General features: G+C 50.5%; 21 protein-coding genes and 2 tRNA genes. 9 read left to right on the plus strand and 14 right to left on the minus strand.

The window, feature by feature from the left end; all coding sequences use genetic code 11:
* Window positions 1-74: 74 nt before the first annotated feature.
* Window positions 75-461 carry a hypothetical protein gene (locus tag KK078_RS06445; RefSeq protein WP_254089427.1) on the minus strand — a complete coding sequence of 129 codons (387 nt, stop codon included), beginning with the start codon at window positions 459-461 and terminating at the stop codon, window positions 75-77.
* Window positions 462-694: 233 nt separating this feature from the next.
* Complete coding sequence (locus KK078_RS06450; protein ID WP_254089428.1) at window positions 695-1,138, minus strand: helix-turn-helix domain-containing protein; 444 nt, start codon at window positions 1,136-1,138, stop codon at window positions 695-697.
* Between the two features lie 313 nt (window positions 1,139-1,451).
* Between KK078_RS06450 and KK078_RS06455 the strand changes: the two genes are divergently transcribed.
* From KK078_RS06455 to KK078_RS06470, 4 genes are all read left to right on the plus strand, one after another.
* Window positions 1,452-1,880 (plus strand): hypothetical protein, encoded by a 429-nt coding sequence (locus KK078_RS06455; RefSeq protein WP_254089429.1) that lies wholly within the window; start codon window positions 1,452-1,454, stop codon window positions 1,878-1,880.
* 24 nt (window positions 1,881-1,904) lie between these two features.
* Window positions 1,905-2,351: a hypothetical protein gene (locus tag KK078_RS06460; protein ID WP_254089430.1), complete on the plus strand. Its 447-nt coding sequence runs from the start codon at window positions 1,905-1,907 to the stop codon at window positions 2,349-2,351.
* Window positions 2,344-2,622, plus strand: a complete 279-nt coding sequence (locus KK078_RS06465; RefSeq protein WP_254089431.1) for a type I toxin-antitoxin system SymE family toxin — start codon at window positions 2,344-2,346, stop codon at window positions 2,620-2,622. Before KK078_RS06460 ends, KK078_RS06465 begins: the two co-directional genes overlap by 8 nt.
* Window positions 2,623-2,733: 111 nt before the next feature.
* The gene (locus KK078_RS06470; RefSeq protein WP_254089432.1) at window positions 2,734-2,952 is read left to right on the plus strand and encodes a hypothetical protein; all 219 of its coding nucleotides are present in this window, start codon (window positions 2,734-2,736) and stop codon (window positions 2,950-2,952) included.
* A 199-nt stretch (window positions 2,953-3,151) separates the two neighbouring features.
* Here the strand turns inward: KK078_RS06470 and KK078_RS06475 are convergent, their stop codons facing one another.
* The 6 genes from KK078_RS06475 to KK078_RS06500 all read right to left on the minus strand — a co-directional run bounded on the left by KK078_RS06475 (window position 3,152) and on the right by KK078_RS06500 (window position 6,392).
* Window positions 3,152-3,334, minus strand: a complete 183-nt coding sequence (locus KK078_RS06475) for a hypothetical protein (RefSeq protein ID WP_254089433.1) — start codon at window positions 3,332-3,334, stop codon at window positions 3,152-3,154.
* 129 nt (window positions 3,335-3,463) lie between these two features.
* Window positions 3,464-3,628, minus strand: a complete 165-nt coding sequence (locus tag KK078_RS06480; RefSeq protein WP_254089434.1) for a hypothetical protein — start codon at window positions 3,626-3,628, stop codon at window positions 3,464-3,466.
* A 9-nt stretch (window positions 3,629-3,637) separates the two neighbouring features.
* Window positions 3,638-4,087, minus strand: coding sequence for a DUF6934 family protein (locus KK078_RS06485; RefSeq protein WP_254089435.1), 450 nt, complete (start codon window positions 4,085-4,087; stop codon window positions 3,638-3,640).
* 8 nt (window positions 4,088-4,095) lie between these two features.
* Complete coding sequence (locus tag KK078_RS06490) at window positions 4,096-5,418, minus strand: site-specific integrase (RefSeq protein ID WP_254089436.1); 1,323 nt, start codon at window positions 5,416-5,418, stop codon at window positions 4,096-4,098.
* 138 nt (window positions 5,419-5,556) lie between these two features.
* Window positions 5,557-5,631, minus strand: a tRNA-Pro gene (locus tag KK078_RS06495).
* Window positions 5,632-5,750: 119 nt separating this feature from the next.
* Window positions 5,751-6,392 (minus strand): carboxypeptidase-like regulatory domain-containing protein, encoded by a 642-nt coding sequence (locus KK078_RS06500; protein ID WP_254089437.1) that lies wholly within the window; start codon window positions 6,390-6,392, stop codon window positions 5,751-5,753.
* 87 nt (window positions 6,393-6,479) lie between these two features.
* Between KK078_RS06500 and KK078_RS06505 the strand changes: the two genes are divergently transcribed.
* The 3 genes from KK078_RS06505 to pruA all read left to right on the plus strand — a co-directional run bounded on the left by KK078_RS06505 (window position 6,480) and on the right by pruA (window position 9,315).
* Complete coding sequence (locus KK078_RS06505) at window positions 6,480-6,881, plus strand: ArsR/SmtB family transcription factor (RefSeq protein ID WP_254089438.1); 402 nt, start codon at window positions 6,480-6,482, stop codon at window positions 6,879-6,881.
* Between the two features lie 7 nt (window positions 6,882-6,888).
* Window positions 6,889-7,620, plus strand: coding sequence for a YjjG family noncanonical pyrimidine nucleotidase (locus KK078_RS06510; protein WP_254089439.1), 732 nt, complete (start codon window positions 6,889-6,891; stop codon window positions 7,618-7,620).
* A 63-nt stretch (window positions 7,621-7,683) separates the two neighbouring features.
* Window positions 7,684-9,315, plus strand: coding sequence for an L-glutamate gamma-semialdehyde dehydrogenase (gene pruA / locus KK078_RS06515; RefSeq protein ID WP_254089440.1), 1,632 nt, complete (start codon window positions 7,684-7,686; stop codon window positions 9,313-9,315).
* A gap of 80 nt (window positions 9,316-9,395) precedes the next feature.
* On the opposite strand, the gene creD is transcribed toward pruA, so the two are convergent.
* The 5 genes from creD to KK078_RS06540 all read right to left on the minus strand — a co-directional run bounded on the left by creD (window position 9,396) and on the right by KK078_RS06540 (window position 14,278).
* Complete coding sequence (creD, locus tag KK078_RS06520; protein WP_254089441.1) at window positions 9,396-10,853, minus strand: cell envelope integrity protein CreD; 1,458 nt, start codon at window positions 10,851-10,853, stop codon at window positions 9,396-9,398.
* A gap of 19 nt (window positions 10,854-10,872) precedes the next feature.
* Window positions 10,873-12,291, minus strand: coding sequence for a B12-binding domain-containing radical SAM protein (locus KK078_RS06525; RefSeq protein WP_254089442.1), 1,419 nt, complete (start codon window positions 12,289-12,291; stop codon window positions 10,873-10,875).
* A 49-nt stretch (window positions 12,292-12,340) separates the two neighbouring features.
* Window positions 12,341-12,643 (minus strand): winged helix-turn-helix domain-containing protein, encoded by a 303-nt coding sequence (locus KK078_RS06530; RefSeq protein ID WP_254089443.1) that lies wholly within the window; start codon window positions 12,641-12,643, stop codon window positions 12,341-12,343.
* Between the two features lie 16 nt (window positions 12,644-12,659).
* Window positions 12,660-13,283: a hypothetical protein gene (locus KK078_RS06535; protein WP_254089444.1), complete on the minus strand. Its 624-nt coding sequence runs from the start codon at window positions 13,281-13,283 to the stop codon at window positions 12,660-12,662.
* A 110-nt stretch (window positions 13,284-13,393) separates the two neighbouring features.
* Complete coding sequence (locus KK078_RS06540; protein WP_254089445.1) at window positions 13,394-14,278, minus strand: alpha/beta hydrolase; 885 nt, start codon at window positions 14,276-14,278, stop codon at window positions 13,394-13,396.
* Window positions 14,279-14,425: 147 nt separating this feature from the next.
* On the opposite strand from KK078_RS06540, the gene KK078_RS06545 reads away from it, so the two are divergent.
* Window positions 14,426-14,499, plus strand: a tRNA-Asn gene (locus tag KK078_RS06545).
* A gap of 163 nt (window positions 14,500-14,662) precedes the next feature.
* Here KK078_RS06545 and KK078_RS30380 read toward each other — a convergent pair.
* Window positions 14,663-14,893 (minus strand): helix-turn-helix domain-containing protein, encoded by a 231-nt coding sequence (locus KK078_RS30380; protein WP_262898607.1) that lies wholly within the window; start codon window positions 14,891-14,893, stop codon window positions 14,663-14,665.
* Window positions 14,894-15,111: 218 nt separating this feature from the next.
* Between KK078_RS30380 and KK078_RS06555 the strand changes: the two genes are divergently transcribed.
* Window positions 15,112-17,482: SusC/RagA family TonB-linked outer membrane protein (locus KK078_RS06555; protein ID WP_254089446.1), on the plus strand; the 2,371-nt coding region annotated here is incomplete at its 3' end.

Below are 17,482 nucleotides of genomic sequence, written 5' to 3' on the forward strand. Positions count from 1 at the left end.
AAAAAAGTCATGGCAAGCCCTGGCCAGCGGCGTATAGCCACTGGCAGGGTTATGAATAAAAAAGTGTTGTGGCTTTACGGCTTGTCCGTCAGCCAGGCAAAGGCATCGTCGTAGGATTTAAATGTTGTGACGACGTCGCCGGTTGGTAACGCTCTTTTCGCGGAGGTCTCGGCGAATACATTGGGCGATAGTACCCACGCAAAATGCGTCATGCCGGCGTTGACCATGGCGGGGAACCATTCGTCGGCGGTCCAACGGGCGGCTAGATGCCAGGGGCCAACGACTTGGGTATTGTCGTTCAAGATCTTTCGGAAGGCATGGCGTACCTGGAGGTCGAGTATAACGGCGCCGGATTGCTTTATGCCTTCCGTTGTTTGTGGGCCGATCCAGTTACAGTAAAGAATGTTGGGTTTGAGTAAGTGGGTAACTTCAAGGTTACTCTCATGGTGCAACGATTTCATGGTCTCAGGGGTGATTGGTATAATACATTGTACAAAACGGAAAGTTTCCCCAAATGTTATACCAGAATGGGAAATGTATACTTAGGAATCCTGGTTTGGGGCGGGCGGGCGGGATTTATCGCTTCCCCAAAAAGTATACTTTATAGGGAAGTGGAAAGTATAAATGATGACTGGTTTTCGTGGGCGGGCACGATGTTAGAGAATAAAAAAGCCACCTTTCGGTGGCGGATGGGCTATTTTGATTTTTCTGCGAGAAGCCTTTCGAGTAAGGCATTCTTTTCACGCTCTGACTGGAGCAAGGCGTCGTAGAGCTTTTCCATTTTTTCGACCAGCTGGTCGTACTTGTCGAGTGGATTAAAAGTAGGTGTGTAGTAGACGGCACCATGGGCATGACTAACTGCATTATCATGGTTATGCTGAATATTATACACTGCCTTCTCTTCGTCGAAATTTAGGAGCACTTCAGACGGAATGCCTAATGCCTTGGCTACGGCATCGATTAACTCAGGTTCAATGGTTTCCTGATTCTCCAGATAGGATACGCGGCGTATTGTCCAATCGTCTCCCAACTTTTCGCCAAAAGCCTCTTGTTTAAGTCCCAACATTTGGCGGAAGCGCTTCACATTATGACCGTGGTGAGCCTTTGCTTTATTAGATGTTTCTATCGATTCTGACATAATACAAATATAGCATTTTCAGGTTTTTAATAAGCAAGTTTTATCAAATGAATTTTTGGGAATAGTATATACCTGTCAGTGTTAAAAATTCACACAACAATGTTAAAAGTGAACGTTACCGGGAAAAAATTTACACTAGCCACTCCGTAAATTAATATCATCAAACAAGGAAGTGCGCACTTAACCCTTGAATGTTAAAAATTCACAATGAGACGCTGCCGCAAGGGATGAAATATACCAACCGGCGGCAACTGTTGGGAGTCAAAACAAGATGGCAAAAAGTAAAAATTGTGTAACAGTAACCTTTAACAACATGAAAGTGAACAGATCGGAATATGGGACGATTAGACTACCGGTTGACATCATAGCAACCATTAGTACCATTCTGAATGACGTGCTCCAAACGCAACAGGATATAATGCTGAAAAGAAGTATAGAACGCGACCCAAATATGAGGCTGTGCGGATTGGAGCCCGGGGAATACGACCTGGTAACGGTAAGGGCATACTTGACCCTCGTAGATTTATGTGCTATGGGTTGTGGGCAAACGCTGGAAGAGCTGACCCGAGCAGCATTTAAGGTGTATATGGAACTGCGTAAAGAAGAGTATATCATTCGGAATTTTCCGGATCCACCATTGGCAGCCAATGTTAGTGATAGGCCACGGCCGGACATCGATGTCTATGCGCTAAGCAGACGGGAATTTCGTAGAGACCAAAAGAAAAAGCAGAAGGCTGCATAGCTAAACACCCAATCGTAAAGAACCATGAAAAATAAAAACTTGAATGAGTCTGTAGGTGAGGCCGGAAAAGGCCCCGTAGACGTTCTTGGTGAGGTTTTGAGAGCGTATAAAAGGAATGCCATCGTTCAATCGCATCGGCCTGATGAATTAAAAGGCAGGCACGCGCAACGGGAGCACAACGCGGAGGTGAAGCGACTGGATTATCAGCTGGGCTATGCGCTGCATAGCAGTTTGGAAGCATTGCAAATACCGGCTGACAGCTGGCAGTGGTATCTGGACTTATTGCAGCAGTATTCTGGACGGGTTTGTGCAGACCTCAGTAACCATCGGGAGGTAGCAAGTGAGGTATATGAGGCGATTAAGAACCACCGGAAGAAGCGGCCATCGACTGGTAGTTTGGTTGTGGCAGGATTAGTAAATATCGACGAGGAGAATAGCGAGTGGCAGGACAACTTTGAAAACTATGCTTAGTGAAACGGATAATTTAAGAACGACGGAAATGGTTGTAAGCAATGGTGTAAACAGTTTTAAGCAGCGGAAGGCAACGGTGCAGGAAAGATACCGGCAACGTAAGTATCTGCTGAAAGGAGGGATCATGGTGCCAGAGCTGTGCGTACGTGGTTTGTGGCTCGGCCGATTAGGCTTTGAAGCCGGAGCGCGGGTGATTGTGGATTATGTGGATGACAAGCTGGTGATTTCGCTTGCGCCACAGGAAACGGAGAGCGTTGAGAAAGCGGGGTAACCCGCATGCCATCGGGGCGGCTTTTGGTTGTTTGGCCGCCCTTGATGGTTTTTATGCGTGTTTGGGAATGGTTCCCTGTCCTTTTATATTGCGAATAATAGAATTATAGCTATGCTGGCTAAAATAGGAAATGAACTTGAATATAAGTTGGCGATGAAAACCATCGATTCGTTTTTGAACAAGGCGACGACGGCGGGCGGATTCCATCATTTGACGACCGAAGAGAAAACTATGCTGGGTGATCTGTCTAAGTTGGCTGAGACCTATGAAGACAACTCGTTGAAGCTTATGCCCGTTAACCCCGGTTCTTCGGAAGGTCAGGTAGTTTAATATTCTTTGCCATCTCATTAACAGCTGCAGTCTTTTCTGGTGAGAGCTTAGGCCAATCACGATTGTCGAGTTTATTGTCAACCCGGAATCTGATTTTTTGTGCTTCCTCCACTAGATTTTTCATAGGATAAAAATTGCTATTTTTTCATAGTCAAAAAGGAACGCATTGCGGCCCTTCTGTCAGTTGAACGTAATATTATTATGATTTTTTAAGATTGTCGTTATAACCTGGTAGCACTGAAAGGTCAACGTTTTTTAAAATTTCATTTGTCGCCGCAACTTTCTTAGCTGACATTTTTAAGTTTTCTGGATGTTCAGCGCTTTTCATCCGTTTATCAACTCGGAATGTGATTTTGTCAGCTTCCTTTAAGAGGTTTTTCATAGGATAAAGTTATATATTCCTTCATAACCTGAAGCTAATTATAAGAGTGATTAGTCATAAACAATGTATGGATGCACAAAAAAGGGACCGCAATGCGGTCCCTTTTGCTGCTATGCGATAGCTTAGATCTTACGATTTTTTATATCCTGGAAGGCTCGTCAAATCCAACCTTTCTAAAAGCTTGTTCATAGACGCAGTTTTTTTTGCCGACATCTTTTCGAGCTCGGCTTCACTTATGGTACTTTTAACAACTTTAAAAGTGATTTTATCTGCTTCTTTTAAGAGATTTTTCATACTGTAAATTTATTCAATTTTCTTTTTAATAAAAAATGCGACATAAGGAACACCGACTGAAAAAGGGTGAGTCTTTGTATGATTAAGTAGCGCCCCGCGAACAATAAAATGTTTGGAGAGTTCAACTATATGGAGCGCAATTGCTACTCTATATAATCGCGTCCGTGCATCGGTGCTGCCTTCGAAGGCTATCCACTTATCCGGAAACTTGTCAGTGTAAAAGCGAATGGCCTTCGCGACGGTCGCCAGTATTTTATCTCTATCGCCATTGTCGGTAACGACCTTGTCATCGAAAGTGCCATCTTTGCGAACATCTACAAGAGCAAGTAAAACAAGTTCTTTGTCGCTCGTTTGCCTGAAGATGATTCTCTTTTTTACTTTCCCTTTGCGGCCAATGCTAGTGAAATCGAAATGACCGTAGCTTTCTGCTACAATCGTTTCATAGGTGGGATAATTCATGACCTGCTTTATTGAGCTGCTTGCAGACCTTTGAAATGCGGGGTGGGCTGTGACTTCGCTAACAACTTGCTGCGTAGCGAACTCATATCCTGGCTTACCTTCTTCTCTACTACCTTGGCATAAATCTGCGTGGTGCGGATGGAAGTATGGCCGAGAATCTTCGAGACAGTTTCAATGGGCACGCCGTTGCAAAGTGCGATTGTAGTGGCGAAGGTATGACGGGCCAGGTGAAACGTAAGGTTCTTTTCAATGCCGCATATATCGGCAATCTCTTTTAAGTAGGCGTTTAGATTCTGATTGGACAATGTTGGGAACAATGTGCCAGCGGCAAGCGCTCTGGGGTCAGTGCGGTATTTTGTTACAATTTCCATTGCCTTGGGCAGCAAGGGCACTCTAACGGATTGGTGGGTTTTCTGACGCGCGGTAATTATCCAATATTCGCCATCTATGCCGCGGGTAACGTTCTGCGAGGTGAGCGTCATCACATCGCAATAGGCGAGGCCGGTATAAACACTGAATACGAAAAGGTCGCGGGCCCAGGCCAGCCGGTCTACTTTAATATCTTTTTGTTCGAGCGCGTCTACTTCCTCTTCGTTTAGAATCTGACGGTCTTTGCGAATGAACTTCGCCTGGAATTTTGCGAAGGGGTCTTTTTCAATCCATTCATTTTTGATGGCCACGTTAATCATCTTGCGGAGGCGCTCGATGTGTTTGAGCACGGTGTTGTGCGTACACGGCTTGTGATGATCGAGGGGCTTGTAGTTGAGTAGAAAGATTTCGAAATCAACCAGGAACGTGTATGAAAGACGAGACAGCGGCAGGTCTGAGACCTGATAGTTCTTTTCTATAAAGCGCGTGATGTAGGCCTGCGTGGTGATGTAGTTTTTCATCGTGCCCCACGCCAGTGTATGTTTTAAGTGGCCGTTGTGATACTCGACCAGCTCGCCCAGGGTGCGCTCTTTCGGAACGATGCCACAGAATAGATCACGGACGACTTCGGCGGTGATGTCTTTTTTCTGATACTTTAACTCGCTGTAGCAGTTGGTAATTTCGGCACGGACCTGGTCGAGCTGGTTGTTGATGGCGCGGACATCGTCGCGGCTGCCGATAGGCCTACCGTTTGGGCCATCCCAGTTGGCGAGGTCTATGTCTCTTTTGAGAGACAAATCGACGGAGCTGGTGCCGTAGGCAATGCGGACGTAGAGAGGAGCGAGGTTGTTTTTAGCTCTGTTCTTTTTGACGAAAAACTTGATGTTGAGAACGGTTAATTGACTCATGGCGAGCAGTGTTAAAATGAGATGCGTGTTGACATCTTTTCCTTCTGTGTCCAAACATATCGCGGTATGTCTTGGACACAAAATGGACACGGAAACCTTGAGTTTGTAAGTGCTTGTTTGAGGGTATAAAAACGAAAAACCCCTTAAATCATACGATTTAAGGGGTTCCGATGGAGATTGATACTCCTAAAGTCGGGGTGAGATGATTCGAACATCCGACCCCCACGTCCCTAACGTGGTGCGCTAACCGGGCTGCGCTACACCCCGAATCCATGTGATGCTCTTGGGAATCTAAAACCACATTTCTGTTGTTTTCGACCCGTTTCGAGCAAAACGGCTGCAATAATACTAAGAAAGGATTAACTCTCAAAAGCCCTGGGGCGGTGCTACTTCTTTTTCTTGTCCTTTTTCAGCGAGTTGAAAAATTTCACCCAGTTGAATGGATTCAGGAATGGGTTTGTAACGGGCTGGAATTTGTCGCTGGTGGAGCTGGCCCACTGGTTGAGGTAGTACCGTTGGTTTTGGTAGCCATCCATGGGGGTGGTCTTCAGCATCAGTGCGAGGAGCTCGTCGTTCAGGTTCTTTTTGTCAATGCGCGCGTCTTCTGCCGGTAGGTTCAGGGCCAGAACGGCTTGTTTAAAAATTTCTTCTGTCGGGAACGGTACAACCACGACTTCGGGGAGCATGGTAGTGTCCTGTAACAGGCTGACAATGATCGTTTGATATTCGGGGGCGTCGTCGGGGACGGTGAAATAGCGGTGTTGGTAGCCTACGGAGCTGATGACGATTTCATCGCCTACCAGCACGGGCATGGAGAAAAAGCCTACGCCGTTGGATGTCGTGCCGCGGCCGGCCTTGGGCACATAGACATGCACCCCGGGAATGCCGGAAACGCTGTCCTCACCCAAAATCACCCCTGAAAGCTGGATAACCCGCTTTCTTGTTTGCGCTTCTGCTGTCTGCAGGCCTCCAAGGACCGTCAGGGTCAGCGCCAGGGCGAATAGGAGTCTCTGCTGGTTCTTTTTCACGTTTTCTGATACTCTGATTTCAAATATAAAGATAAGCCCTATAACGCCCTAATTTCTATACCTTTGGCGGTAAAGGAAGGATGTACCATGCGCCTGAAAAGTTTCAATCTCACCCTCGGATCGCAGATTTTTAAGGCCTGCGCAGACGAAGGACGGCTGCGCATCCTGCACCTGATTTTTGTGAACGGCGAAATGTGTATCACCGACCTGGAAAAAATCCTCGATTTTACACAAACCAAGACTTCGCGTCATCTCATTTATTTAAAAAATGCGGGGATCCTCAGCCACAAACGCGACAACCACTGGGTTTTCTATTACATAAAAGACGAAGTCGGCGACATTATCAAGCAGATCTTCCAGTTCCTGCGCAAGGACGTGCAACTGCAGAAAGACCTGCAGGTGTACCAGACGATGTTCACCAACCGCGAGCTGGCGGTCAACAAGCGCCAGATCCAGGAGTGGCAACGCGGCGGCGGAGCGCGGATGTAAGAAAACCATGAACATAAAAAATATGCAGACGGCCGGAGACATGGGGAAAAGCTACAAATGCGTGCTTTTTGATCTCGACCACACCCTGTGGGACTACGAAACCAACTCGCGCGAGACCCTGGAAGAGCTCTACGGTACGCACGCACTGGCCGCCCGCGGCGTAACCGACTTTGAAAGTTTCATGGCCAGCTTCCGCGCGGTGAACCTGGCCCTGTGGGACCTCTACGACACGGGCCGCATCGACACCGAAACGCTCCGCCGCGAGCGCTTCAAACAAGTGCTCGAGCCGTTTGGCGCCTACAGCGAAGCACTGGTCGCCGATCTCAACCGCGACTACCTGGCGATCTGCCCCCAAAAGCCGAACCTCATGCCGCACGCGCACGACATTCTGGCGTACCTGCACGGCCGGTACACGCTGTCGATCGTCACGAACGGCTTTGACGAAATGCAACATACCAAGATGCGGGCCGCCGGCCTGCACCGGTATTTCAACCACGTCGTCACCTCGCAAACCGCCGGTTGCAAGAAGCCCGCGCGCGGAATTTTTGACTTTGCCCTGCGCAGCAACGCCGCGCTGTGCCACGAAGCGATCATGATCGGCGACAACCTCGTTACCGACATCGGCGGTGCACGCGATGCCGCCATCGATCACGTGTTCTTTAACCCCGAGAAGAACAGTCACCAGACCGTTGTAACACATGAAATTACCTGTCTTTCCGAACTGCGGCAGATTCTGTGATTTCGATTACCTTTGCCCCCCTGAATAACGCATTAGTCTAATACCTACTTAACGGATCGAATTATGCCAAAAGGATTTTTCCAGGTACCCCATCCCAAAAATGAACCGGTGCTGAGCTACGCTCCGGGCAGCAAAGAACGTGCAGCATTAAAGAAAGCCCTTGAAGAAGCACGCGCGCAGGAGCTGGATATACCGATGTATATCGGCGCGGAAGAAGTGCGCACCGGCGATAAAAAACGCCTGTCTCCCCCCCACGACCACAAACATACCCTAGGCCATTTCCATGAAGGCGACGCAGGCCACGTAGAGCAGGCCATCAACGCCGCGCTGGGTGCGAAAGAATCATGGGCTAACCTGGGCTGGGAACACCGTGCCGCCATCTTCCTGAAAGCCGCTGACCTGCTGGCCGGTCCGTATCGCTATAAAATCAACGCCGCTACGATGCTGGGCCAATCGAAGAGCCCCTTCCAGGCAGAGATCGACTCTGCGTGCGAGCTCATCGACTTCCTGCGCTTCAATGTATATTTCATGACGCAGATCTACCAGGAGCAGCCAGAGTCGTCGCCCGGTGTGTGGAACCGCATGGAGTATCGCCCGCTCGAAGGTTTTACTTTCGCGGTGACTCCGTTCAACTTCACGGCGATTGCCGGCAACCTGCCCGCCAGCATGGCGCTTATGGGCAACACCGTGGTCTGGAAGGCCGCCCATACACAGATCTATGCGGCCCATGTCATTATGCAGGTATTTAAAGCCGCCGGTCTGCCCGACGGTGTGATCAACCTGATCTATACCGACGGCCCGACTACCGGTGACGTGGTGTTCAACCACCCTGATTTTGCAGGCCTGCACTTTACAGGCAGCACCAAGGTCTTCCGTACCATGTGGAAGACGATCGGTCAGAACATCGAGAAGTACAAAAGCTATCCGCGCATTGTGGGTGAAACCGGCGGTAAGGACTTTGTGATGGTTCACCGCAGCGCCCACGCACGCGAAGTAGCGACCGCGTTGTCGCGCGGTGCGTTTGAATATCAGGGACAGAAGTGTTCGGCTGCATCGCGCGCCTACATCCCGTCCAACCTGTGGGAAGACGTGAAGAAGTATTTGCAAGAGGATCTGAAGACGTTCAAGATGGGCGGCACCGAAGACTTCGGCAACTTCATCAACGCCGTCATCGACGAGCGCGCCTTCAACACGATTACCGGTTACATCGAGCAGGCTCGTAAGAATCCGATGAACGAGATCATCGCCGGTGGCAAATACGACAAGTCAAAAGGATATTTCGTAGAGCCGACGATCATTGTCTCGAAAGACCCTTCGTCGGTAACGATGTGTGAGGAGATCTTCGGCCCGGTGCTGACGATCTACGTTTACCACGAAGACAACTTCGAAGAAACGCTGGAGCTGGTGGACAGCACGTCGCCGTATGCGCTTACCGGCTCGATCTTCTCGCAAGACCGGTACGCCATCGAGCTGGCCGCGAAAAAACTGTCCAATGCGGCAGGTAACTTCTACATCAACGACAAACCTACCGGTGCGGTCGTCGGCCAGCAGCCCTTTGGTGGCGCGCGTGGTTCGGGTACCAACGACAAAGCGGGCGCGAAAGTAAACCTGCTGCGCTGGGCGTCTATGCGCACGATCAAGGAAACGTTCGTGCCGCCGGTAGATTACCGCTACCCGTTCCTCGACAAAGAATAAAACGCACATATGCTACAAACAGAAACAGCAGGCCCCTTCCGTTGCCTGCTGTTTTTTCTTTTACACAACGGTAAGCAACCCTATGATCCGAGCGGGGTGTCTTGTGTAAGCGCCGCTTCCTTGTACCACGCCACGTGACGGGAGAAATACATGACCAGGGCTATGACAATGAACAAGCCGATGCTACCCAGCAGCAAGGAGTAATCCTGCATCTGAATGATCACGAAAATGAAACCGTAGAAGAATACCAGGATGCTGCCGAAGAATATGATCATGCCTCCTTTGCGCAGGAAGCTGGCCGCATATAAACTCACCAGTACGACCGTGGCGCTCGATGCGATCAAATACGCCGTGTTATAGCCGACGTGCTCGGACAGCGACAACAGCAAGGTATAATAGATGATCAGCGCGGCACCGATCAGCAGGTATTGGAATGCGTGAATGCGAATGTTACGAATGATCTCTACCAGGAACAACGAGACAAACGTCAGCAGAATGATCAGAATGCCGTACTTGGCCGTGCGGATACTTTTTTGATATTGATCTACCGGAATCAGCAGACGCGTACCGAAGCTGGCGCCGGAAAGCTGCGTGTCTGTGCCTGTCCACTCTTGTGCGAACGGACGGTTATAGTGCAGCACCTTCCACCGGGCGGTAAATCCCTTGTCTGTGATCTCACGATCTTCGGGCAGAAACTCGCCGTCAAAGCTGGGATTCGCCCAGGGGCCTTGCAGGCTGACATCGGTGGTTTTGCCTACGGGCACAAAATAGAGCAAGCTGCTGCCTTTTAAATTAAGCTTTGCTGTGACCGTACCGTTGAAATCGGCTTCGGATTGCCAGGGCAGTGTTGTCACAATACCGGTCCTGCTGGCGCCATCGGCGGCAACGTTGCGGTAAGCGTCGACATCGCTGTCGTCGTTTAGCAGGGATGACACGGTCGTTGCGGGGGTAGAGAATCCGATCTGGTTGGAAGGCTCTCCATTCAAGGCCGCCTGGCCGTTCATAAATACCGGGTTGTCGCTAATGCCACGCAGGTCGCTCAGGCAGTAGGTCAGACGTGCGTCGTTCCAATGAATGTCGGTGGCGGCGACGCCGAGCTTTTTGAAATCGGGTTTGGTAAAACGGGCATTCAGGTTGATGACAGACTCGTACACGGCGGCATCAAACAGTCCACGGTGTAAAACCTGCGGGGTAACGTTGCCCTTTACGTCGAGCTGCTCGGGCAGAAAATATGCATCTTGTTTCCACTCGCGGATCTCTATGCCATCCTTGCCCTTGTCGATGCGTTCGCGGTTCGTAAATGGGATAACCAATACTGGGCCGGCCAGCGTCTGTGGCCCCGACCACTTGGATGTAATTTCGTTTACGACGGAACTGGCGCGGTACTGTCGCTCGCGAATGAGTGACTCGATCCACGATTGAGGGATGAGAAGAATTAGTGTTAGAATGCCGATAGTGAAAAGCTTGACGAAGACCGATTCGCGGAACCAGGTTCCGATGCGGTCGAAGAGGCTGAAAGTCGAAGGTGTAGTTTCCATAAGAAGTTAGTTGTATGTGCTATTGAAGAGTAAGGGTTGTTGCTGCAGGGAGCGGCTGTTCAGGTACGGGCCCGGGGTTGGTGCGAACTTTTGAAAGGATGGCCTCCAGCAGGGGCAGCATATTTTCCAGGCTGCGGGTCTTGATCAGGAAATTCCACAGGGATTCGAATTTTTTCCAACCACCGCTGTAGAGGAAATGTTTAAGCATGTGTTTGGCAGAGTCGTGTGTCAGGCTTGCTTTTGTGATGTTGCTCCAACGGTAGAACTCCCGGTACGCCCAATGATATCCTTCTTCCAGGGTTTCGGCCGACATGCGCCGTGTTTGGTATACTACGTGCCGTGTGTCGTATCGGTCCCAATTGTCCGTGAGGATACGTCCCTGGCGTTGCATGTCAGCATACAAGGCGGTGCCGGGGTAGGGGGTGAGGATGTGGTAGGTGGAAGTAGTGATGCCGTTGCTGACGCCCCAGTCTACTGTGCGTTTAAAAACATCGGCGTCGTCATCGTCCAGACCGAATACGAAACTGCCGTTGATCATGACGCCCAGCGAATGCAGGCGCTTGACTGCTCGCTGATAATCTTTCTGCAGGTTTTGTTTTTTGTTACTCTGTCGCAGGTTTTCCGGCGAGAAGGTCTCGAACCCTACAAACAAGCTTCGCAGTCCGGCTTCCGCCGCTTTCTCGATCAGATCGCCCCGCAGGATCGAGTCGATTGTCGCCGCGCCCTGGAACACCCGGTTCATACCTTTCATACCTTCAAAGAGCGCTGAGGCAAATTTTACGTTGCCCAGCAGGTGGTCGTCGAGGAAATAAAGATGGCGCCCGGGCAGCCGGTCGATCTCCGCGAGGGCATCGTCCACGGTCTGGGTATAGAACGTTTTTCCGCCTTCGAAAAAGGCATCTTTATAACAGAATGTGCAATGGTGCGGGCAGCCGCGTGTTACCACGATAGAATTAGGAACGAGGTACAGATGCCGTTTGATCAGGTCGCGCCGGATCGGCGGGACACCCGCCAGCGTGCGTACGGCGGAGGAGTAACGCTTCTGCGGCCGCTTGGCGCGGAAGTCGCGCAGGAACTGCGGAAAGGTATCTTCACCGGGGCCGAGGAAAATCGTATCGGCGTGCGGCGCGGCTTCTTCCGGCAGCGACGTTACGTGTAGCCCGCCCAGCACGACATACACACCCCTGGCCCGGTAATGGTCGGCAAACGCGTAGGCGCGATAAGCGTTGGTGATATATACCTGTATCACGACCAGGTCGGGCCGATCGTCGAGGTTGACACGCTCTACGTGCTGGTCTTGCAGCTCGACCTCGTCGTACGGCGACAGGTAAGAAGCGAGCGTGGCCAGCCCCAGCGGTGGGAAAAGTGAATATTTGATTGGGCGCCAGAACGGGCTCTCAGCTTCCGTCAGTGCAGGCAATATCATCTTGACCTTCATATATTACTACAGAAGTACTTTTAAATTGAAAGTGTTTAAGTAAAAAAAATTAATCGCGTTGCTGCCTTACCACGGCCTCGAGGGCGTCGATGTGTTTCTTGAAGGCATGCCGTCCGTTGGCTGTGATCTTGTATTTTGTTTTAGGTTTCCGCTCGACAAAAGATTTTGTCACGGCGACATAGTTTTCCCGTTCCAGCGCTTTCATGTGCGAGGCCAGGCTACCGTCTGACAATTTCAGCTCCTCTTTAAACGTATTAAAGTCAATAGCGTCGTGCACCAGCAGCATGGACATGATCTGCAGCCGGGTACTGTGCTCTAATACCTTATCGAGTTGTTCAAAAGGGTTTTTCACGTCGTCGTTGCTTCACTCACTTCTCATATTTTCGATACATAATACTGCCATAGAAAATATGTAATAAACCAAAACCGATTGCCCAAAAGATCAAACCGTAGCCCGGAAAACCTGTGGCAAGGAGCCCCAGGATTATTTCCGAATACCCCAGGTATCGTATCTCATCCACTGTATTGGCGCTGCCGTGTATGAGCGCCAACCCGTAGAATATGAGACACGCCGGGGCGGCCAGCCCGTAATGCCCGGTACCCAGCATGATCAGGACAAATATACCACCTGTAAGCAACGGTATCGACACACTGAGCAACAATCTGCGACTGGCCGGCGTCCACAGACTGGAGCCGTCGCGTCGTGCCTTGCGGCTGCTCAGGAAAAAGCCGGTCGTCAATGACGCCGCCAGCACGGCAAGTGCCACGGCAATAAGCTTCAGCAACGTGGGTGGGTCCTGCACGGAGTAGATGCGGTACCGCAGCGGTGACACTGGATAATACGCAATAAAGTAGGCTGCCACCGCACCGGCCAGTGCATAGATGCCGGCCATGACACCCGACAGGCCGCTCAGGGAGATGAACTTCGCAGACCGCTCCATCATCGTGCGGATCGATGCGAGATCCTTTTCATACTCCTGGATTTTCTTCATTACTAAAGTACTTTGTGTAACAAAGTAAACTTACGAACATTTTGGATCAGAGTTGCCAAAACCGCTGATAATTTTCGATAGACGCATCAACGTGTTGATAGTCAGATGTTCTAATAGCCGAGTTTTTTCAGCCAGGCGAGGCTTAGGTCCGGCCAGGTATTCAACGTCGGGTCCTTCGGCGCCATGCCGTATCCGTGGCCACCGTGGTCGTAGACATGCAGACTGGCCGGTATGCGGTATCTGCGCAATGCCTCGTAAAAAAGTACACTGTTTTCGGGCGGCACTACCTCGTCGTCGGTGGAGTGAACCAGGAAGGTAGGAGGGGTGTGAGCATTTACGCGGTTGTACGTCGAGAGTGAGTCGACAAGGGCGTCGTCGGGATTTTTGCCCAGCAGCATTTCACAGCTGCCGCGGTGGGCGGCGGCGCCCGATAAGGCAATGACGGGATAGATCAGGATGGAGAACGCCGGTCGCGAGCTGTATTGCTCCCCTGGCGATTTTGCTTTCTTTACGGCGGGCAGGTGCATCGTGGTGGCCATGGAGGCCAGGTGCCCCCCGGCGGAAAAGCCCAGGATGCCGATGCGCTCGGGGTTCAGCTTCCACTCCTTTGCGCGGGACTTAATCACACGCAGGGCCGTGGTGACATCGCGGTATTGGTCGGGAAAACGATGACCGCGCTGGTCGGGTGCGTTCAGACGGTAGTGCAATACAAAAACATCATAGCCGTGTTGGGTGTAAAAGGCAGCCACGTCGCGCCCTTCATGCTGGTCTGCCAGGTGTGAGTAGCCACCCCCGGGACAAACCAGGATCGTCGTACCCTTCGCGGAGTCGGGCAGAGCCCTGAAGAACTCCAGGTAGGGTGGCTCTTTATCTTTTTCAAAACCGTCGATGGTTGTTTTTTCCGTCACAGGGTACAACGGGATCTTTTGAGCCAGGATGGAAGAAGCCATGAAAAGAACCGGGAGGAAACGGAATGATTTCAGTATGAGATGCATAGGGTGGCACTAATTTTTCCGAAGATGTTCATTTTTTCGGGCTACAGCGTCTGGTACAATCCTTTTTAAAAAAATGTAAGAAAATTCTTCTCAGGTTTTGGATTATTCCCCCTCAACCTAGTAATATTGCACTCCCAAATTTAACATTCCTCCTTAGCTCAGCTGGTTAGAGCATCTGACTGTTAATCAGAGGGTCCTTGGTTCAAGTCCAAGAGGAGGAGCTTAAAAGACAGGCAGTTACAAATAGAGTAACTGCCTTTTTTGTTTTTCGGCGTGCTTCCGGCGTGCTTTTTTTAAATCAAAATATTTCGAAATTTTTTTCTGAACAGCATCGATTAGTTCATATCGATACATGCAACTTCAAACTTGCCGTGGTATCGTCGGCTATTTCGGCAGGCTTTCGTAAAGCAATTCGCGAGCGGAGATTTTGAGAGCCTTCGCGATTTCATAGAGCTTTTGGATAGGGGGCTGGCTATGGTTATTCACCCAACGATTGACTGTCCGAAATTCCTTGTCCATTTCTCCGGCAAGCCAGGACTGCGTAAGACCTTTTTCAATCAGGACTTCCCCAATCCTGTTGAGTTTTTTCTTGGCCTTCGACCCCCGTTTTACCATGCGACCAAACTAGTCCTAAGACAGATTTTGGTGTGAGACAGGATTTGTCCTACTCTTTTTCAGTTATTTCACTATAACTCCCGTCTTTTCTGCCGACATTTCTTATACCTCCTGGATTATTCCGAGTCATTAGGATGGTATAGGTATACGCCGTCATATAGACCGTCAGCCCGTCCGGCTTAGCCCATAGAGTTAGCGGATTAAACACGATATGTTTTATGCACAAGGTTGGATTTATTGTCTTCATTTTTGGCGCGGCCATGTTCTGTACTGCCAAGGTCCAAGCACAAGGGAATCTCAATCGAAAAACGATAACAATTCCCGTTGCACGCCGTGCCAGTATGATGGACGTGATGCGAGAAGTGCAAATGCAAGCCGGTTTTATGTTCGTGTTTCAGCCGCTTCTCGTTGAACAGCATGTCGATCTTTATCTCCCGGAGGGAACACGCACCGTTCAGCAGTTTTTAGATACGGTTCTACTTTACACACCTATAGGTTTTGAAGAACGCGGACGAAACATTATCATTTTCAGAAAGCTGACGATTTTCACAATACAGGGTCGCGTTACCGATTCCCAAACGGGCGAGCCGTTGCCGCTCGTCAGCATTGCGGTAAAAGATGAAAACAAAGGCACTGTCACCGATGCAGACGGAAACTACACGATCAAGGTCATTAAAGGCGACATTTTGATCTTTTCGTATGCCGGTCGCGTGCCCCGACGCTTCAAAATCGAGTCCGGGGATCAATTAAATGTAACGCTTGATGCGCTCATACTGGATGTGGTCACCATCAACACCGGGTATTACACGGTTCCGCATGCTGAAGCCGTCGGCAATATCAGTACGGTATTAGCCACAGAATTCAAGCGCGCTCCCGTGTCGAATCCGGTTCAAGCCCTTCAAGGAAGGGTGGCCGGAGCCTTTATCGAGCAGACATCGGGCATACCGGGCAGCGGATATACGATCCGTATTCGCGGACGAAACTCGTTGCGCGAAGAAGGCAACAGCCCGCTGTATATTATCGATGGCGTTCCGTATCCGTCCGTCACTCTTTCATCGTCGCTTGTCGGTGGCGATATCTTGCCGCGATCAAGCCCGCTCAATGCGATTGATCCCGCCAACATTGAACGCATTGACGTTTTGAAAGACGCAGATGCCACGGCCATCTATGGTTCGCGTGGTGCAAACGGCGTCGTGCTGATTACGACCAAACGAGCCACTCATGAAGGGCCGGGAGCCGAAGCGCGTTTCTATCGCGGCATCGGGCAGGTGGGGCATCGGATGAAGTTGCTCAATTCCGCGCAATGGCTCACCATGCGGCATGAGGCGTTCCGGAACGACAACGTGATGCCGAATGCTGGGAACGCCCGCGATTTGATCCTGTGGGATACGACCCGTAACACAGATTGGCAGGACAAGTTGATCGGCGGCACCGCCCATATCACGAATGCCAGCCTGTCGGTTTATGGTGGTGAAAAGCACACGCAATTCTTGCTGGCGGGAGACTATCGCAAGGAGACAACGGTCTTTCCCGGCAGCTTTGATTATATCCGGGCCTCAACCCTTTTTAATCTCAAACACGGATCGCAGGACGGACGCTTTCAGTTAAGCCTGACCCCCCACTATACGTATGAGAAAACTATCCTGCCGGTGTCTGATTTGACCGCACAGGCAATTGCCTTGCCGCCCGTGGCACCGGCGTTATATACCGAAGACGGCGAATTGAACTGGGAGAATGAAACGTGGACAAACCCACTTTTCAATACGGTGCAAACCTACGAAGGCAAGACATCGAATTTTATTCTGAACAACACGGCAAGTTATCAGATATTCCCCGGCTTCTTTGCGCGAGCCAGTCTTGGGTATAACGCGATAGGGCGCGACGAAATGCGTCTGGAACCTATTCGTTCCTACAGCCCGTCACAAATCGCAAATGGGATTACCGGCACACACATCTATGCCCGAAACCGGTTGACCACATGGATCGCGGAGCCGCAACTGGATTATGCCATGACTACAAGGAACGCAAGGGTGAATGTCCTGATCGGGGCTACCCATCAGCATAGCGTACAACAGGGCGAAACTGTTGCAGCAATGGGCTACACCAGCGACGTGGTGATCCGTGATCCGGCGTCCGCGGCAAGTTTCGTGCAATATGAATCGGTCAATCAGGCGTATAAATACGCTGCGCTGTTTGGTCGTATTAATTATATATGGGGGAAGCGTTACATCCTGAATGTGACGGCACGGCGCGACGGTTCCAGTCGCTTTGCAAAAGGCAGCCAGTTTGCCAATTTCGGCGCGATCGGTGCAGGATGGATTTTTAGCAATGAATCTTTTTTAGAAAAATGGGACGAGGTGCTGAGCTTTGGCAAACTGCGATTTAGTTATGGTACGACGGGCTCTGACCAGATCGGCGACTATGGCTATCTGGGATTATACGGGCCCGCAACATGGGGCTATGACGGCAGTAGCATCATCGCGGTGCGCCCGGAAAATCCCGGCTATTCATGGGAACTGAATAAAAAGATGGAAGCGGGTCTGGGACTTGCGTTCCTGAAAAACCGTATTCAACTTGACATGTCTTATT

Source organism: Dawidia soli (genome assembly GCF_018598185.1).
Lineage (GTDB): Bacteria > Bacteroidota > Bacteroidia > Cytophagales > Cyclobacteriaceae > Ohtaekwangia > Ohtaekwangia soli.